Genomic DNA, 18,106 nt, shown 5'->3' on the forward strand with positions numbered 1-18,106 from the left:
AAACTTCTCTTCATGGCCGATTCGAGGAATCAAGCGCATTCCCTTGGCTTATGACTTTGAAAAACATGATTTTTTGCACTAAAAATGAACTTTAGGATCCTCCGGCGTCTCTTATGTATGAAAAGGGGAGAGAACATGAAAGTTAGCCATCTTGTCAAGCAGGCCAAAAAAGGCGACAAAGAAGCATTATTGCAGCTCATCATGGCCGATCAGGACGCTTATTACCGCCTCGCGTATACCTACATGGAAAACGAGCATGATGCGATGGACGCCATGGAGGACATGATCGTCACGGTGTATGAAAAGATCGATCAATTGCAAAAAGGGGAAGCATTCTATAGCTGGAGCAAGAGCATTCTTGTCAATCGGTGCAAAACGCTGCTCCGCAAAAAGAATCGATACCTTGCATTCGGAGAAGGGGAAGAGGCATCGCATTCTGCATTGACTGACGAAAATCCCTATCGCTATACGGAGTCCGAGATGGACATGCAGGTGCTTCTATCCCATCTGAACAAACGGCAGCGGGAAGCCATCGAGCTTCGTTACGTTCACGATCTTCCCTATCAGACGATTGCAGACATGACGGGCGTACCGCTTGGAACCATCAAATCGCGAATTTCTCAAGGCATGCAAAAATTGAAAGCCATGATCGGGGGTGATCGTTATGAAAACGATCGAGAAGACATTAGAGGAGTATAAGCAGGCGGTGAATAAAGTGCAGGCGCCGCCAGGCCTGGAGGAGAGGCTTCGGAATGCGCTGGAGCGCGTTCCCGCCAAAAAAAGAAATACGAGCAAAGCATGGGCATGGGCCGTCTCCACTGCAGCAGCGCTCATTCTCATGCTCGGAGTATATGAGTATCCTGCCTTCGCTTATTACGGAAGCAAATTGTTTAACGGCGCCGGTTTGAACTCGCTCAGCTTTGCCGAAGTGATGGAACAAGGATTCGGACAACAGGTAAACAAACGCACCACGCTTCCGGACGGCGCCGTTCTGACCATTCATGGCGTGATTGCTGACGATAACGTTTTCCGTTTGTATTACAACATCGATCTACCCGAAGGCATCGAATTTACCGACGATCGTATTGGACGGTACCATTTTGACAGCGTGAAGGGGTTCTTGACCGATTCGGCTCCGCTTAGAGGCGGCGGAAATCCGGGGAAAAGCAAAAGCCAATTCGCGGGATACGCTGAATTTGAGCCGGTCAGTCCCTTCTCCCGGACATTAACCGTCACTTTTAGCGAGTGGCTGGATAACGGAAAAAAGGCATCGTACCCCATTACTTTCGATTTTGAAGCGAACAAAGCGATGAAAAGCATCGTCAAAGAGGAACTTTCGGATTCCGTTAACGTCGATCAGGGAACCATCCACTACGACTACATTACGGCATCGCCGACCTCAACGATCGTGAAGGGGCATTATGAACTCGAAGCATATCCGAGATTTTCAGGGAAAACCAGGCTTTACGTGAATGGAATCGAAGTAAGATTAAATGAGGAAAAGGGACAGCATCCGGCGGACTTCCAACTGAATTTCGACCCGTTCCCAACCCGCAGCATTCAGTCCATTGAACTTGTGCTCGAAAATTTTGAAGGATACCATAAAATAAACGATCCGATCCCGCTTGGGTCGCCATCCGATCGCTCCATTAAAGTTGGGAATGAAAAATTCTGGATTCGAAGCGTCACGAAAACCGACGCGGGGTATGAGATCGTTATTGCCAGAAATCAATTCACTTTCCTGGACAAAGGCAGCTTATCCGTCCAAGCCGGGGGCAAAATCATTCCCGTTTCGTCGATTTCGGCCGAACGCCAGTGGGACTTGAATAACGGCAATATTTTATGGGAGCAGACGTATTTGTTTAACACTCGGGATAAGCCTGAATTTCTGCTGGCGGATGGATATCAATATATCAAGAACTACAAGAAGAAAATATCGATTCCAGTCGACAGGCAAAAATAAAAAGCATGGTTTTATTTGACCGTCATTGGTTCAGCCTTCCGGTTTTCCGGGAGGCTGTATGTTTTTTAGTCGGTAGAACTGAGGGAAAACCGCATATTGTTGCAAATGCAATAAAAATGGTGTAGGATGTATTCGGAAAATACGTCGATGGAGGTGCATGCATTGAAAGAAATTTTGCGTGAAATCGGAATGATCGCCCGGGCGTTGGATTCGATCAGCAATATCGAATTTAAGGCATTGGATCTTACCAAAGGCCAGTACTTGTACCTTGTCCGCATATGCGAAAACCCGGGAATCATTCAGGAGAAATTGGCCGAAATGATTAAAGTAGACCGAACGACGGCGGCTCGCGCGATTCAAAAACTCGAAATGAACGGATTTATCGAAAAAAAAGACGATGAACATAACAAAAAAATAAAAAAGCTGTTTCCGACGGCCAAAGGCAGCGACGTCTATCCTTTTATCAAACGGGAACATGACCATTCGAACGGGGTCGCGTTAGCCGGATTTACCGAAAGCGAAGCTGAAACGCTGTTTCATCTGCTCCAAAGAGTCAGAAAAAACGTAGAAACCGACTGGGAATTCGTCAAAAAAGGAAACAAAAGAAATTATTGAATAGAGATTAGGGAGATAAATACAATGACCGCCATAACAATCAAAAAATGCAGCGTCGACGATGTACAAACGCTCCAAAACATAAGCATGGAAACATTCATCGATACGTTCAAGGATCAAAATTCGCCGGAAAATATGAAAGCTTACGTGGAAAAGGCTTTTAACTTAAAGCAATTGGAAACGGAACTCTCAAACCAAGCTTCGGAATTCTATTTTATTTATGCGGATGGGGACATCGCCGGGTATTTGAAGGTAAACGCAGGCGATGCCCAATCCGAAGCCATGGGCCATGATTCGCTTGAAGTCGAGAGGATTTATGTCAGGAAGAAATTTCACAAGCAGGGACTTGGCAAATACCTAATGAATAAAGCTATTGAAATTGCCACGGAACAAAATAAAGAAAAAATTTGGCTGGGCGTCTGGGAAAAGAACAAGAACGCCATTGATTTTTACAGCAAAATGGGTTTTGTTCATACCGGAGCCCACTCGTTCTATATGGGTGATGAAGAACAAACCGATTTAATCATGACCAGGACGCTGAAATGACATTTTTAGAGAAATATAAAGCCGCAAAAAAGAAACGGCAGCAGACTAGACTGAAAAGCCATAGGCTGTCGCCGCTTCGTATATTAGTCCGAACCTCGGCTTTGTGCGTCGGCTCTTCCCGGGGGAATATTAACCCAAGAAAGCAATGGAACGTTTGACTTTCTTCGCAAATTCAATAGGATCGTCGATCGACTCCCAGTGAACATACATCAAACGCGGATTTTCGAACAACCAGTGATTGTGGACTGCCGTTACTTTAATCCCGTTTTTGCGAAGATTCGTCAACAATCGATTGACCTGACTTTGGAAAAGGGCCGTTTCCCCCAAGCAGAGCGCACGACCGGAGCTGTTCAGCGATTCAAACGAGAATAGTTGATAGCGGATCAATGGAGAGGTGGTACGTCTTCCTAAAATCGATGCTCTAATTCTCCGGTTTCTGGAGACGAAACAAACCGGGCCTTTCGTAATTTCATGCTCTGTTCCACCTAAGATCGCCGAGAATTCGTTACAGAGTTTTTTAAAGCGAGGACTTACTTTAACTTCCGCCATACGAAATCATCCTCTCATTTAAGGTATGAATGCAGCCGATCGTTAACCCAAAAATTTAATGGATTCTTTTGTTTTTCTTGCAAATGCAACAGGATTGTCAACGGATTCCCAATGCATATACATTAAGCGAGGCTGTTCTTTGAGCCAGTGATTATGAACGGCCGTTACTTTAATCCCGCGTTTGCGGAGATTCGACATCAAGCGGTTCACTTGGCTCTGATGCACGGCGGTTTCACCCAAACAAAGCGCGCGGCCGGATTTATCGAGCGACTCGAAGGAAAACATTTGCATTTGCACCAGCGGGGACCGCGTTCTTCTACCTAAAATTCTCTCACGTAGATTCGTCATCCGCGTAACAAAACAAACCGGACCTGCTTCAATTTCCGATTGCCCTCCCAATATTTTCGCGAATTGGCTGCAGAGCTTTTTGAATTGCGGGCTAACCTTTACTTGTTCTGCCATCACATGTCCTCCTTTAATCCATTTCTATGTATCCTATGATCGAAGAAGAGAATTGTATTGGACCAATCTCTTAAGTGATATGACCGAAAAAAAAGAGTTTCCATATTAATTCATATCAAAAACCTGACTTATCATCTTAAGTCAGGTTCAAAGTCTCGATATGAACACCTTCAGCACGCGCGAATCATCCTGGAACGCCAGAATTCATTCTTCGCCCCATTCCGTTCGTGTCCGCCGTTTTTTTGGAGGGTTTGTTTTTTTGTTTAATTGCCTAGCTATCGTATAGCCGATCAGATAGGCTGCGGCGGAAGTGTTTCCGTCGACCGTAAAAGGGACGATGGATGCATCCGCAACGATCAAATCTTTGACCCCGTGCACATTTCCTTTACGATCAACGACGCCTCCCTTGGATAAAGGGGCCATTCGCAGAAAGCCTTGCTGATGGTGGTTATGGTCGAAATTCTCTTTAATAAATGCTTCAAGCCTTTCATCATCATCGATCGTATCCAACGTAGGCGAGAGAAGCTGATAAGAAGGATCAATCCGTGATAGCTCAAGAGCAATATTTTTGATATATGTCCGATAGATTTGTTTTACGGCCTCCAGATCGTCCGGATCCGAAAGAAACCCTTCGTCTGCCAATACGATGTTTAGCGGATCCTTGCTTTGTATCCGGATATTCCCCTTGCTTTTAGGACGCAAATACAGAATGGCTATGGTCAATTGCCCGTTTGCACCGATGCCAACGAGTTGAACGCCCCGCTGGTCGGGAGCGTTTCCGGATGGATCCGGCAAAAAAGCTCCCCCCGTATAAAGCGCATCCGGATCAGCGGCAGGAAGGGGATCATCATTGGGATTGGTACTGAAAACGGCGAAGTTTAAAGTGTGATTTTTTAATCGTTGCCCTACGTTCGGATTATTGAAAACGACGGGGATTCCTGCTTTTTTCAACATTTTGGCCGATCCGATTCCGGACAGCATCAGCAGCTGAGGGCTGTTGATTCCTGCCGATATAATCACCTTTTTCCGAGCATTCGCACAGATGCATTGTCCATCCTTCAAAAATTCAACTCCAATGGCACGTTTGCCGGAAAAAAGAACGCGAAGAGCCGTGGTGCGGAAGAGCACGGTTAACTTACGGTTTTGGACTCCTTTGCCTGAAGCCGTCATGATATCCGAAGACAGAAAGGCTGTGGATGAGCTTTCCCTTCGGCCATCCGGTTGTTGGTATAATTGCCAGCGGGTGAATGGTCCGAGGGGAGTATCGGGATCATTATAGTCAAGTATGATGGGGTAACCTGTAGCCCGCTCGATTGCATTTGTCAATTTACGGGCCATGGAGGTGGGATTTTCAGGCGCTTGCCTGATGTCTATTCTGCCTTTATAACCGTGTGCGGCTTTGTTTGTCGTTGAACCATTGAATTTTTCCAACCGCTTGAAACGCCGCAGCGCTTTATCGGGGGACCATATGGGTCCGAGCAACCGTTCCCATTTTCGAAGTACAGCTGCCGTCGGACGGACATATTGCTCTCCGTTTATAGAGGAACCGCCTCCCAGGAGTCGGCCCGTGGTCCATTCGAATGTCCGGTCGTCAAGTCCGGTCTGAGGAACTCCCTCACCTTGCCAAAAGTAATTCGGAGAAAACTGTTCTTCGAGCTCCGGTGCAAAGGTTGAATCCTGGATCGGTTGATCTTTGTCATGATTTCCGCCCGATTCCAGTACGAGTACGGAGGTCCGTTTGTCGTCGGTAAGCGTCTTGGCGATAACGGCTCCTGCCGGACCGGTTCCTACAACGATATAATCATAGGTCAAGTTTTTTTTCATTCCCGGGCTCCTTTAATAAATGAACTGATTCAGAATATTATATTGTTCCGGTAATGGTGCCTATTTCAGGGTCGCGGCTCCGATAAAAAATCAGTTCATCTAACCGGGAAGGGGAAATGCCCAAACACGATGCGCTGGAGGCATAGTGTTTGGGGGCCGTATAGGATGGGCGAAGATTTAAGAGCAGAGGATAGTGGCGGGAGCGAAATCCGCATGATTCTCGTTCGCGGTCCTGCTTCTCGATTGTTGCAAACCTGTGGTGGATAAAAATAGATAAATAGACCCTGCAGTAATCTGCAGGGTCTTGCTATTATTGTTGTTTACCATAGAAAAGATCTTGTGATGATTACCAGCAATATGAATAAAACCAAAATGACTCCGATATTTCCTCCCCATAATCCTCCAGGACCGTAGCCCGCGCCAACGCCTCCAACGACTTCACTCATCACGTACGACCTCCTTGATATAAAATACACTGTATCATATGGATTCATTTGGATTGAGTAAGGGCAAAAAGGCAATAAAAAATCATGCCGCAAAATAGCCGTTCCTTTCGACTTTTTCTCTTGTCCAACATTTTATGCCGCATCATATTTTTTAGAGAAGGACAAAAACTGTTTCTCTAGACCCACACAAAGTTTGTAAGCTACTATTAGATTCTGGTCGTTATTTCGCCTTCACGTTCAAAGCGTCAAATGATGATTAAATATGTTTTATGGGAGCAATGAATTCGTGGTTAATGAAAACAGGCAATCATCGATTGCGATTTGGCTCAGTTTTATCAGTAACGTTGCATTAACTGCAGTCAAACTTTCAGTCGGAATTTTATTCGGCAGTCCGGTACTCGTCGCAGACGGGGTGCACAATGCAGGAGATGTCGTGGCCACCGGGGCCGCCCTCAGCTCGATGCGCGTCTCCAAGCTGCCCCCCGATGAAGATCATCCCTATGGCCATGGGAAAGCAGAAGTGGTCGGGGCGGGAATCGTAGCGATTATTTTGGCGTTCGCAGCCATCTACATGGCATACCATTCCGTTGCAATCCTTTTTGAACCGCCGCATAAGGCTACGATGATCGCCCTCCTTGCAGGTGTGTTCTCTTTGGTCCTCAAACAAATTTTATATGTATATACCATTTCGATAGGCAAGAGGTTAAAAAGTAACGGCTTGATTGCGACTGCTTATGATCATCTGGCGGATGTTTATGCATCCATTGCTGCCGTCGCAGGGATTGGATTGGCCATGATCGGCGATCATTATCATATCGGAATTCTGTCCTACGGGGATCCTATTGCAGGAATCATTGTCGCTGTTCTTGTGTTCAAATTGGCTTTTCATATGGGAAAGTCATCGATCGACGTATTGATGGAGAAAAACATCGATCCGGAAAAAATAAACGAACTTATTGAACTGATTCAACAAATTCCGGAAGTGAAACGCCTTGACAGAATTAGGGGCAGGGACCACGGACATTATATCATCGTTGACGTCAGAGTCGGCGTTCCGGCAGAACTAAGCGTTCAAGAAGGACACGACATCTCCCGTAAAATCAAACAAAACATCATGGAACAGCATGCTGACGTTGAGGAAGTTTTGGTGCATTTAAATCCATGGTATGAAGACGATGATCATGAGTTTAAGGGACCGGATAATTAATCCTCTTAGCAACTGTTTTCCGAATCGCCAAAAAGCCAGCCGCCGGATCCAACCTGGCGACTGGCAACCATTTTTTTGAGTCCACTTTCCATAAGCTCCCCCAATATTTGCTCCAAAGTCGAATTTCATCGATGCGCTGTGCAGTTGAAGTCTGACAAGCGGTTTGGGAAGATGGCCCTTACAACGTGCTGAACACGATATTGCGCAGCTTGCGGGTAATCGGCATCGTGCCGGCGTCTTTTTTCTGGACCATAAACAGGAACGTCAAACCGTCATGAGGGCTGTTGCAAAAGTAAGCCCCAAGCCAGCCGTCCCATCCGTATTCGCCTTGGCTGCCGATGAATCCGGCTTTGCCCGAATCGGTCATGATGCGCATTTGTTTGCCATAGCTATGGCCGCGCAACGAATGCCACGTATCGAAGCCTTTTTGCTGCCAATCGGTTAAAGAAGCCGATGTCAAATATTGAACCGTTCGGGGTTTCAACAGGCGAACGCCGTTTAAGCCGCCCTGATTCATCAGCATCGTCGTAAATTTGGCGGCATCGTCAATCGTGGACGCCAGTCCCGCTCCCCCGGACTCGAATGCCGGATCACGGTCCATCGGATGCCAGATGCCAAGATTGTTTTCCTCGTACAACTTCAAGCGGCCCTCGCCGTCATCCTGGTAGGTTTTCACGAGGCGTCCTCTTTTTTCTGCGGGCAGCCAAAAACCGGTATCTTTCATCCCCAGCGGCTCGAAAATTTCTCTTTTCAAAAATTGTCCGTACCGCACGCCGCTTACCGCTTCCACGACCGCTCCAAGTACGTCGGCCGACGTTCCGTACTGCCAGGACGATCCCGGCTCGAACGAAAGCGGACCTTGCCCCAGGCGGTTTGCGAATTCCATGGTGCTCATCGGATTATCGCCGCTCAACCGGCTGCCCAGCTCCTGAAATAAGGCCTCCGTGTGCCGACCGGCTCTGTCGGTTCCGCCATAGGCCAAACCGGAAGTCATGTTCAACAAATCATGGATGTTGACTTCCCGGGAGGCTGGCGCCAATTCGCCGTTTTTTTCGACCCGTTGGTTTTTGAACCCGGGAATGTAGCGGCTGACCGGATCAAACAAATCAATCTCCCCGCGTTCTAACAGCATCATGACCGAGGCAGCGGTAATCGGCTTCGTCATTGAATATAAACGAAAAATCGAATCTCTGGTCAGCGGGCGTCCCGATTCGAGGTCGGCCCAGCCGTCTTCATGATAAAAAACTTCCTTGCCGTCTTTGATCACCATGAAGTTCGCGCCGGCGATCTCCTGGTTGTCGATGCTTGCCCTCAGCGTTTTTTGCAATTGATTGACAATGATCGGTTCCAGCATGTCTTATAGGGCTCCTTTTCGAAAAAGATTGCTTGAATCCAAGCGGAAGTGATCCACGCACTAAACAGAATATTAAGCGCTTTCGGGCCGGTTGTATAGGGTTTGCGGCGATCATTTGAACGAAAAAAGACCACTTGCTAGTGAACTGCACCCCTAATGTTAGACATCATCTAACATATTAGGGGCGAAGTTCACATTGAAGCGGTCAGCTAAACGAATGCCCGGAACCAATTCGCCGGGGAATCGGGTAAATGCGGACGAGGCAGCCCATGCCGTCGTCGGCCCGATCCCGGGGCATCGTCAAAACCATCAGGACGATACGATTCGAACGAATTCGATGGCCCGAAGCGGAATGATGGCCGTATCGGTCGGAGGGCCATATATGATCGGAGGCACCTTTAACGTAACGGTGCTTTCTTCCACCGAGGTTAACGTCCCGACGATGATATCGCCGGACACCGCTACTTCGGTTTCGGATCCGATAAAGCCCTGAAGCCAGTCTACAAAACGCATGAGGGTTCGCCTCCTTTGCAAATGACGAATAGGAAATCAAAAAAACGTCAATCGAATTGGGTTACTGTACGGACGTAATATTGGTGAAAGGAATAAGAACGAGATCGCCCGAGGCTTCCCGAAGCTGAACCCCATCCTCGGCCGTAGCCAATACGACGCCTTCCAGGGTAACGAAAGTAGTACCGACGCGTACCTTCCGGCCGGTTCGGGCTTCGAAATATCGGATAAGCTCCGGAATGGCGACCAACCCGGTTCGGATCTGAGCCTCCAGCGATTCGACCCGTTCGGTTAAATGTTCGGTTTGCCGGCTGAGATGTTCAACCTTACGCGTTAACGCTTTGACTTTGGCAGCGAGTCGTCTGCCGAACAGGATGCAGCACATAAGTCATTCTCCTTTCTGTCTTCGTTTGTATTGTTCGATATGCTTCTTTAGCTCCAGCAGGGAAGCAAGGCTTCGTTGTTCAGTTTCCCGGATCAAAGGCAAGGCGCGATGCACCTGGCCGGGAGCATTTTTCAAAAAGCTCTCAGCATGTTCCACCAGTTCGTCCAGCGGCCGGCGGTAATCGACGACATACGTGCCGAGCCCGAAGGATTGCATAAGGCTGTGCACTTTGCCCATCGTACTGAAGGCAAGCACCGGCTTACCTGCCCGAAGCGCTACAAGGGACGGATGCAGCTTGAATGAGAGCAAATAATCGGCGGATTGAATGAAGCTGTACGTCAGCTCGATATCCATCAGGAAAGGAAGCGTTTCGATGGATGCATGCGGCGTAAGTTCCTTCACCTTCTGCTGCAGCTGCAGGCATGTTCCAAAGTCGGAGTATGCGTTGCCCGGATGATGAATGACCGGTATGAGCGTCAGATGGAACCCCTTTTGGACCAAATGCGAAAGCAGCTTTGCCATATTGTCCATCGGGAAGGAAGAATAAGAGAACACCACCACGCCGATCGTCGGACGTCTGGAAAAACGCTTTACGGGAATGTGCGGTTGACGATAACCGAATGCGATGTCCGGAGCCACCTCCACATTCCGGTGAAAACCAGCCCGTTTCGCGATCGCTTGGGATCTCACATCCCGGAATACCGCACGCTGGGCCGTCGAGATCATATCCCGGTAAGCGGAAACCTGCTCCTTTGGCCAGGTGTGCTCGGGATAGGCATCGACAATGCCGACGCCGTAGACCCAGATGGGCTTTCCTTTCAGCTGTTCAGGGAAATAATATTTGTTGAAGGAGTAGGGGGTGATCAGATCGCCTCCTCCGATAATGAAAGCATCGGTCTGGTTCGGATCCAGCCGGGAGTTCCAAGGATAGACATGATGTTCGTCAAAAACCTGGCGGAGCGTATGAAGGAACAGATCATCCCCGAAGTTTCCCATTCCGTAATATCCGGAAGCGGCAATTTTCATGTGCGTTTCACCTCCTTTAAAATCTTCCCGAATCAAACAGCAACACCGCGGAGAGTTCTAACGGGATTTGCGCCAGGCCGGAAATAAATCCCGGTTGCGCTGGCTGATGCTGCTGCCGCAAATTACGCGGTGATACAAGACGGCCGGAACCTGAACGAGAAGGTGATGCTCAAGCAGCCGGGCGGTAAGGTCGATATCTTCGAAGATCCGGCCGAAGCGGTCTTCCCGGTCCCACCAACCTCCGATCGCCTTCAACAACGAGGTGCGGTACATCCGGGGAACGAGGGGGTGGGCCGAATGCGCGGATAAACCGGACGGGTTTTGTTGGCAAATGCTGCTTACGGTGCTTTTCCAGACCGGTCCCATTTGTCTCGTCCGGATCCACCATGCATAAAAGGCCGTCGCCATTCCGGCTTCCGGTGCCTGATCTAGAGCTTCGGAGAGCAGCCGGACCGTATCCGGAGCCAGCCAGTCATCGCCGTCCAACTCCAGGATAAAGCGGCCTTTTGATTCCTCGAGCAGCCGGTTCATCATGATCGCCTTGCCGCGATTTCGCGATTGAACGATAACCTTGATTCGCGGGTCGGAAAAAAAGCAGGCTTCTTCCAGGCTGTCGTCATCCGAGGCATCATCGCCGATGATCAGTTCCCAATCCCCGCAGGACTGTGCCAGCACCGAGCGGATGCTCCAGCCCATGGTACCGCCCATATTGTGAACGCTCATAAGGATCGAAACCGCCGGTTCCGATCGGGGAGGGGCCCATGCCGTCTGTTTCGATGCGCAAAAATCCGGATGCTGCCTGGTGGCAGTCAGAATAGGGAGGATATATTCGCGATCATGCTGCTGAGAAACCGGGAATCTGCCGATAAATTTACGGTTTCCGGGGATTCCGAGGCTTGGATCTGACGCTTCAGGCTTATCCAGCCGAAACATGAGGGTTTCGTCGCCGGGCATCATATCATCCTGAAGAAAACGAGCCGCAGGAAGGCGGCCGTTCCATTCCGACAGGCGGTTACGGAGCCATTCCCTCCGCCATAGGCAGGGGATCCCGTCCACGCATATGCATACAGCATGATCCGGGCATGCGAAAGGCCAATCGAAGGATCGGAGCCATTGCCTATAGGGGGGAGGACTCGCACCGCTTAGCCACACCCACTCGCCATTGGAGCGGCTTGCGTCCTCGAGAACCCGGTCGCGATAGGAGATGGTTTCGTCCCGGGTGAAGCCGATGGGCTGGGAAGGAAGAATATCAAACCGCTTCATTTTCCGCTGATCCCCTTGAGACCGAGCGTTTCCGCAATGACCCGATCGGCCGCCTTTCCGCGTTCGATCCAGCGGTTGTTGCGAGCATAGGATATTCGGGCTTGCTTGCTTTCCTCCGTATCCGGGTGCGCGAGGATCTCCCCAAGTTTCGAAATGAAATCGTCGTGGGTGGTCGCGGTTTTTACATGCGGTTCCATCGCGATGCACTCCGGCAGGGCGGTCGACAATACGCGGACGCCTGCAGCCATATACTCGTAAGCTTTGACCGGGTTGGTTGCGAGCGTAATGGGATGATATTGAAAGGGAATTAAGGCTACGTCGATATGACGAAGATAGCGTTTGAGTTCACCGTGGGGTTTTTCACCGAGAATATGCACATTGGGAAGCTGCGAGTAATCGCCGGAGCTGCCGTAAGGAGCGCCAATGGAAACGAAATGGACATGCGGAAATGCGGCGGCCGCCTTGGCGAAAAGCTCGTGATCCACCCAATAGGCCCAAGCCCCGATATAAGCGGCAACGGGACCTTCCGGCAGGTCGGCGGGACGTTTGGATGCCGGGGCATCAAAAAATGAAGGGTCCGCTCCGTTGGGAATCAACGTCAGCGGCTTGTCGGGATACGCTAGAGAAAGACGGGTGTGAATAACATCCGCCGTGCACACGACATGGTCCGCCCGTTCGATCATCTTCGGCTCGTATTTTGCCCAATGCGGAAATTCATCGCAGCAGTCATAGATCGTAACGTCCGGCTTGAACAACGTGTCGATGCGCGTCCGGAGCTTGGACCAGGTCGTCCAGACGACAACAGGTTCCTCCTTGCGAAGTACGGGGAGTTTTTTGGATAAGAAGGCCTTCGTATCCGTAAATAGATAGACATTTTTTTCAATCTCTTTAAACTCTGAATCCAGCGGTGCCAGGTTTTCGAAGAAAACCTGATGTCCTAACGCCCCTAACTGGGTCATCAGCTGCTGCGGCCTTTGCTTCATATAGGACCAGTTCATCGTTCTTGGATAAATGATCACAGCCAATAGTTTTTCCTCCTTTCTTTGATGCTAGGGTTACTATATGCATTGATAGCTTTGAAGATTGGACGATTGCACGAATCGAGCTTAAAATGGTTCATTATTATGCAAAGAACGGGACCCGTTCGGAACGTTTCTATCAATCTTTCATATCATGTTCCCGATGACGATTTCGATAGGAGCGAGGAGCGTGAAACGTTTATGGATAAAAAGGTGCTTGTCGTTTTTGGCACGCGACCGGAAGCCATCAAAATGGCTCCCTTGGTCAAAGAACTCGAGCAAACTCCGGGTTTCACACCGGTCGTGTGCGTTACCGCACAGCATCGGGAGATGCTCGATCAGGTGCTTCAATGTTTTGATATCCGTGCGGACATGGATTTGAATATGATGAAGGAAGGGCAAAGCCTGTACAGCTTGAGCGCGGATTTGCTTCGGGGAATGGAGGAGGTATTCCGGAAGGATTCATATGATCTGGTCCTGGTTCACGGGGACACGACGACCGCGTTTATTGGCGCCTTGGCCGCTTATTACGCCAAAGTGCCCGTCGGCCATGTGGAGGCGGGACTTCGAACCTATGACAAATACGCGCCTTTTCCCGAGGAAATGAACCGGGAGTGGATCGGCCGGGTTGCGGACATGCATTTTGCCCCGACAAAGCTGGCTGCAGCGCATCTGCTGAAAGAGAATAGAACACGGCACATTTATGTAACGGGAAACACGGGAATCGATGCCATGAAATGGACGCTGAATGCGCCGTTTACGCATCCGCTCCAGCATAAGCTCCGGAAGGAGACGCGCTGGATACTGATGACCATGCATCGCAGGGAGAATTGGGGCGAGCCGATGAACAATGTATTCCAAGCGGTCAAACGGATCGTCCAGGAAAATCCGGATATCGAATTGATCTATCCCGTACACCCGAATCCCGTCATTCAAAAGGCCGTATCGGACGCGTTGGCGGGGCAAGACCGGATACATTTGACCGCGCCGCTGGACGTTGTGGACCTGCATCATATCATGAAGCGATCGTACATGGTATTGACCGATTCCGGCGGCATCCAAGAAGAAGCGCCTTCTCTCGGCAAACCGGTGCTTGTCCTGCGTGAGAAGACCGAAAGGCCGGAAGGCGTGACGGCGGGAACCTTGAAGTGCGTCGGGACGCGGACGCCAAACGTCATGGAGGGAATCAGGAAGCTGCTGCACGACCGCAAGGCTTATGCTGCCATGGCCCAGGCGGCCAATCCGTTTGGTGACGGCCATGCTTCTGCCCGGATCGTGCGTGCAATCGGGAACTATTTTGACGTTGCGCACGGATCTTCTTCGAATGCGTCATGGGGTTCTTAGTTGCGATTCTATCGGAAAATCAGCGTTTGTTCGATTTTGGCCAAAGCGATGTGGAGGAGGGTTCTTTTAACCCTCTCTCTGCAATGTTTTCGGGGATGACTGACACGCAGCTGCCCGCGCGAAACGTTGGAAGCTTGGTATCGTTGCTTCCGTTCCGGCGAGTGTAATTTTGTATGCCTTGATGAAGACGCTCCAAGTGAACTGAAGTGAGATGAAAAACGATTAAATCCATTTGTTACCAAACAAAGTATCGAAATAATGCTAAAATACTACTGCGAATCCTTCAGCGCGAATAATCAAATGGGTGGTGTTTTGGCTTGAGCGATATAGAAGTCCGGGACTTTAGAAAAGAGGACATGCAGAAATTAGGCGAGTTGTATCATGCCGTTACTTCTAACAATAAGGACGCCGTTTTTTGGCGGGTTGGAGAAGAACATCATGGGCCCAACGTATTCGTTGCGATCGAAAATGAAATGATGCTGGCGAAGGGACAAGTTGAAGTCATTTCCACGATCCCGACAGGCGGCCCCCCAGGGCATGCGCATTATATTTATTTCAATTTAAAGACCATTCCGCAAAGAGAAAACGACTACCCGCTCTATGATTTGCTATATGAATGCATATTACGCCGGGCATACGAGTTAAAAGAAACGCTGCCCCGCTCGAATCGAACGATGATCGGCGTCGGGAACCATTCGACCGAAGAGCGCAACAATAACTATTTCATATCGAAAGGTTTTGTCTATTCGAAGAGTTTATATACTATGCGAAGAGACTTAAGCGAAAAAATAGACGTGGCCCCGCTTGCTGAATCTTTTCGATGCGTGAAAGAATCAATGGATACCGAGGAAAAGATCCAGGAATACATAGAAATAGATATGGAGATTTGGCCGGATGCCCCGATTGGTTACGAGCAGTTCATGAATAAGAGGAACCATGCTTCGTGGACCATGTTTATTGTAAAGGAACATGCCGCCTTCGCTGGGAGCATCATGGCTTGGTTAGATGAAGAGGGGGATGGGATCGTTGAAGATCTGTTTGTGAGACCTCCTTGGCGGAACCAAGGGATTGCAAGGCATTTGCTTTCGCAGGCGCTAACCTATCTGAAGAATCAGGGATGTGCGAATGCAGAGCTCCAAGTCGAAACGGCCAATGCTTCCGCATTGTCCTTATACCACTCTGCCGGTTTCAAAGAAATATCGGAAGAAGTGCGTTATCATCGGGAGCTTTAAATAGTTATAGCAATAGGCATTGGCTAAGGCTCTAAAAAAGAGGTTAAAGCAGAATGATGTTGATGTGATCCTGTTTAAGGTACGAGAGGAAGGGGGTTGAAAAGCATGGAGTTCAGAAAACCAAAATTCAACTAATATACGGCGGTTGTGGTATGAGAGACCGCCGATTCTAAAGATAGGTGGTTAGAAATGAAAAGCAAACCATACGAAATCATCGAACGCCTCCCAACCGTGCTTGAACATAAAACATTATGGGAAGCAGTCGGGTGGGGAAGCGTCAATATCAAGATGACGGAACCGTCCATTGCCAATTCCATTTATGGTGTAGTCGCAATCTGTGATGGAACCGTGATCGGAATGGGACGGATTGTCGGCGATGGGGCCATGTACTTTTATATACAAGACGTCGCCGTATTACCCGAATATCAACATAGGGGAATAGGCAAGCAAATGATCGAGAAACTGCTGAAGTATATTCAGGAGCATCGTTCGGGAGCCGCTTTTGTCGGTCTATTCGCTTCCCATGGAAAAGATACATTTTACGAAACCTTCGGCTTCAAAGATCACTCGCCTGGAATGACCGGGATGTTTATGGTCATGGACAAATAGCCGATCATGGAACGGAAAATTAACCTTAAATGATTGAAGGCATAAAAATAACAAGGGAGCGCTCACGAAGGGCTTCCTTGTTATTTTTTGTCATCAATAAGATCATGCCAGCCAGAAAGAAACTACATGACTTGCACTTTTCGCCGACCCGGCTGCCCTTAGATGGTACTAAGTATTGAAATAGAACGGTTATTGATAGATGAACTCGCGCTCATTCCGCTTTTCATACATATCCCAATAGGCTTCTGCAATTCGATCCGGATCGAAATTCGTGTTCGCCGCAACGGTACCGGCAATGGTGATGGTGCCCACATGGATGCCGAAAGGCGCCAATTCATCACCCAGCGTATAGGCTAAGCTGCGCAGAGCGGCTTTCCCGATAGACAAAGAAGCCATTTCGTAAGAAGGATGCAAGGCGAATCCGCCGCCGGTAATCAAAATCGTTCCGCTCTTCCGTTCAACGAAGTCGGGAATGACTTGTAATGCGCTGCTTAAAGCGCCGACCACATTGACATTGAGATCCTCCAGCAGTTCGGCTTCCCTCAGCATCGATGCAGTCCCCGGTTTAATCACTGCTGCATTGTAGACCAGAACGTCGGGAATTCCATAATCTCTTTTGAGATGATCGAACGCTTTTTGAAGAGAGGCGGGAGCCGCAGCGTCCGCTGTGATTCCATAAACCTCGATGTTTTGGGCTTCGAGGGTTCTTACCTGTTCCGCCAATGATTTTTCATTTCGGGCTATCAGGATCACCTTGAACCCGTTGGAACCAAACTTTCTGGCTATGCCTGAACTCACGCCGGGACCCGCCCCGACGATTGCAATCGTCTTGTTGCTCATATAAACTCGCTCCTTCATTTCGTTTTCCGTTTACTCCACAAATTATATTTGATAATATCGAAACGTTACATGCCGTAAACAAGGTATTTGCTGTTCTTTACTAAGGTAATGCAACTATAAAGCTTCATTCGCTTATAGAATATAAGGAGATGGTGACTTGGACCAGGTGGATAAGAATATCCTGATGATTTTGCAGGAGAATGCAAGGATATCGATGACGGAACTGGGCAAACTGGTTGGGCTGACCCAACCTGCCGTGACGGAAAGAGTGCGGAGAATGGAAGAAAGAGGAATCATCAAAGACTATCGGATGGTAGTCGCAAGAGAAAAGATAGGCAAACATGCGATGGCGGTCATCTGGATGCGGGCAACGAATTGCGTATCTTTCCATGCTTTCTGCCAATCCGCCCAAGAGGTCATTGAATGCCATAGAATTAGCGGCGGAGAATATAACCACCTGTTGAAGGTCGTCACCGAGTCTCTGCCGGATTTAGAAATTTTCGAAAACCAAATCGTTAAATACGGAAAATTCGCGACCTCCATCGTGCTTTCTTCTCCTGTCGATCATAAATCCCTGGTATGACCGGTTGCGCCGGGAGGAAGGGGTATATTGGCCCTGCCCTTCTCCTGAAGAAGACGGGGGCGGATTGCTGTTCCAACAATCGTTCGCCCATCCGGACGGGAAGGCTGTTTTCACCGTAACAGAGGGTGAGCGGTGGGCCGGCGCGTCCGGGGAATACCCGCTGATTCTAGCCAATGGACGCGTATTGTCCCATTGCCTGACCGGCGTGCAGACCCGCAGAAGTCCGACATTGCTTGCGCGAGCTTGAAAATTTCGTGGAGATTCATCCGTATACCGCTCAGCGTTACCGGATCCGGGACGGCGAGTGGGTAGAGATCCTTTCAAGACGA

General features: G+C 49.1%; 20 protein-coding genes and 1 pseudogene. 10 read left to right on the forward strand and 11 right to left on the reverse strand.

The features are described 5' to 3' along the window. Positions 1–135: 135 nt before the first annotated feature. From MKY58_RS12260 to MKY58_RS12275, 4 genes are all read left to right on the forward strand, one after another. Positions 136–699: an RNA polymerase sigma factor gene (locus MKY58_RS12260; protein WP_339324763.1), complete on the forward strand. Its 564-nt coding sequence runs from the start codon at positions 136–138 to the stop codon at positions 697–699. Then, positions 665–1,963, forward strand: a complete 1,299-nt coding sequence (locus MKY58_RS12265) for a DUF4179 domain-containing protein (RefSeq protein WP_339324764.1) — start codon at positions 665–667, stop codon at positions 1,961–1,963. Before MKY58_RS12260 ends, MKY58_RS12265 begins: the two co-directional genes overlap by 35 nt. Before the next feature lie 162 nt (positions 1,964–2,125). After that, positions 2,126–2,578 (forward strand): MarR family transcriptional regulator, encoded by a 453-nt coding sequence (locus MKY58_RS12270; protein ID WP_339324765.1) that lies wholly within the window; start codon positions 2,126–2,128, stop codon positions 2,576–2,578. Between the two features lie 24 nt (positions 2,579–2,602). Further along, the gene (locus MKY58_RS12275; protein ID WP_339324766.1) at positions 2,603–3,124 is read left to right on the forward strand and encodes a GNAT family N-acetyltransferase; all 522 of its coding nucleotides are present in this window, start codon (positions 2,603–2,605) and stop codon (positions 3,122–3,124) included. Between the two features lie 129 nt (positions 3,125–3,253). On the opposite strand, the gene MKY58_RS12280 is transcribed toward MKY58_RS12275, so the two are convergent. The 4 genes from MKY58_RS12280 to MKY58_RS12295 all read right to left on the reverse strand — a co-directional run bounded on the left by MKY58_RS12280 (position 3,254) and on the right by MKY58_RS12295 (position 6,405). Continuing rightward, positions 3,254–3,673 carry a DUF1259 domain-containing protein gene (locus MKY58_RS12280; protein ID WP_339324767.1) on the reverse strand — a complete coding sequence of 140 codons (420 nt, stop codon included), beginning with the start codon at positions 3,671–3,673 and terminating at the stop codon, positions 3,254–3,256. Between the two features lie 42 nt (positions 3,674–3,715). After that, entirely contained in the window at positions 3,716–4,135 is a 420-nt protein-coding gene (locus MKY58_RS12285) for a DUF1259 domain-containing protein (protein ID WP_339324768.1), read from the reverse strand. 204 nt (positions 4,136–4,339) lie between these two features. Beyond that, positions 4,340–5,959, reverse strand: a complete 1,620-nt coding sequence (locus MKY58_RS12290; protein WP_339324769.1) for a GMC family oxidoreductase — start codon at positions 5,957–5,959, stop codon at positions 4,340–4,342. A gap of 320 nt (positions 5,960–6,279) precedes the next feature. Continuing rightward, positions 6,280–6,405: a YjcZ family sporulation protein gene (locus tag MKY58_RS12295; RefSeq protein WP_339324770.1), complete on the reverse strand. Its 126-nt coding sequence runs from the start codon at positions 6,403–6,405 to the stop codon at positions 6,280–6,282. Positions 6,406–6,691: 286 nt separating this feature from the next. Here MKY58_RS12295 and MKY58_RS12300 point away from each other — a divergent pair, with 286 nt between their 5' ends. Next, the gene (locus MKY58_RS12300; RefSeq protein WP_339324771.1) at positions 6,692–7,612 is read left to right on the forward strand and encodes a cation diffusion facilitator family transporter; all 921 of its coding nucleotides are present in this window, start codon (positions 6,692–6,694) and stop codon (positions 7,610–7,612) included. A gap of 178 nt (positions 7,613–7,790) precedes the next feature. Here the strand turns inward: MKY58_RS12300 and MKY58_RS12305 are convergent, their stop codons facing one another. The 6 genes from MKY58_RS12305 to MKY58_RS12330 form a co-directional block, all read right to left on the reverse strand. Then, positions 7,791–8,966 (reverse strand): serine hydrolase domain-containing protein, encoded by a 1,176-nt coding sequence (locus MKY58_RS12305; protein WP_339324772.1) that lies wholly within the window; start codon positions 8,964–8,966, stop codon positions 7,791–7,793. Positions 8,967–9,275: 309 nt separating this feature from the next. Continuing rightward, entirely contained in the window at positions 9,276–9,479 is a 204-nt protein-coding gene (locus MKY58_RS12310; protein WP_036715546.1) for a hypothetical protein, read from the reverse strand. 61 nt (positions 9,480–9,540) lie between these two features. Further along, positions 9,541–9,861, reverse strand: a complete 321-nt coding sequence (locus MKY58_RS12315) for a hypothetical protein (RefSeq protein WP_339324773.1) — start codon at positions 9,859–9,861, stop codon at positions 9,541–9,543. Positions 9,862–9,864: 3 nt separating this feature from the next. After that, positions 9,865–10,887, reverse strand: a complete 1,023-nt coding sequence (locus MKY58_RS12320) for a polysaccharide pyruvyl transferase family protein (protein WP_339324774.1) — start codon at positions 10,885–10,887, stop codon at positions 9,865–9,867. A gap of 57 nt (positions 10,888–10,944) precedes the next feature. Further along, on the reverse strand, positions 10,945–11,610 hold the full coding sequence (locus MKY58_RS12325; RefSeq protein WP_339324775.1) for a glycosyltransferase: 666 nt from the start codon (positions 11,608–11,610) through the stop codon (positions 10,945–10,947). A 536-nt stretch (positions 11,611–12,146) separates the two neighbouring features. Further along, on the reverse strand, positions 12,147–13,169 hold the full coding sequence (locus tag MKY58_RS12330) for a glycosyltransferase (protein WP_339325136.1): 1,023 nt from the start codon (positions 13,167–13,169) through the stop codon (positions 12,147–12,149). A gap of 201 nt (positions 13,170–13,370) precedes the next feature. Between MKY58_RS12330 and wecB the strand changes: the two genes are divergently transcribed. The 3 genes from wecB to MKY58_RS12345 all read left to right on the forward strand — a co-directional run bounded on the left by wecB (position 13,371) and on the right by MKY58_RS12345 (position 16,354). Then, entirely contained in the window at positions 13,371–14,513 is a 1,143-nt protein-coding gene (gene wecB / locus MKY58_RS12335; RefSeq protein WP_339324776.1) for a UDP-N-acetylglucosamine 2-epimerase (non-hydrolyzing), read from the forward strand. Between the two features lie 317 nt (positions 14,514–14,830). Next, entirely contained in the window at positions 14,831–15,745 is a 915-nt protein-coding gene (locus MKY58_RS12340) for a GNAT family N-acetyltransferase (protein ID WP_339324777.1), read from the forward strand. 189 nt (positions 15,746–15,934) lie between these two features. Beyond that, positions 15,935–16,354, forward strand: coding sequence for a GNAT family N-acetyltransferase (locus MKY58_RS12345; protein WP_339324778.1), 420 nt, complete (start codon positions 15,935–15,937; stop codon positions 16,352–16,354). Between the two features lie 189 nt (positions 16,355–16,543). Here MKY58_RS12345 and MKY58_RS12350 read toward each other — a convergent pair whose 3' ends face one another. Continuing rightward, entirely contained in the window at positions 16,544–17,194 is a 651-nt protein-coding gene (locus tag MKY58_RS12350; protein ID WP_339324779.1) for an SDR family NAD(P)-dependent oxidoreductase, read from the reverse strand. 166 nt (positions 17,195–17,360) lie between these two features. Between MKY58_RS12350 and MKY58_RS12355 the strand changes: the two genes are divergently transcribed. Then, a complete protein-coding gene (locus MKY58_RS12355; RefSeq protein WP_339325137.1) occupies positions 17,361–17,777 on the forward strand; it encodes an Lrp/AsnC family transcriptional regulator in 417 nt (138 codons plus the stop codon). Next, positions 17,773–18,106, forward strand: a pseudogene (locus MKY58_RS12360) (molybdopterin dinucleotide binding domain-containing protein); the annotation flags it as partial. The gene MKY58_RS12355 and the pseudogene MKY58_RS12360, both read left to right, overlap by 5 nt.

It is taken from the genome of Paenibacillus sp. FSL W8-0194 (genome assembly GCF_037969745.1).
In the GTDB taxonomy this organism is placed as follows: Bacteria; Bacillota; Bacilli; order Paenibacillales; family Paenibacillaceae; genus Paenibacillus_AQ; species Paenibacillus_AQ cookii.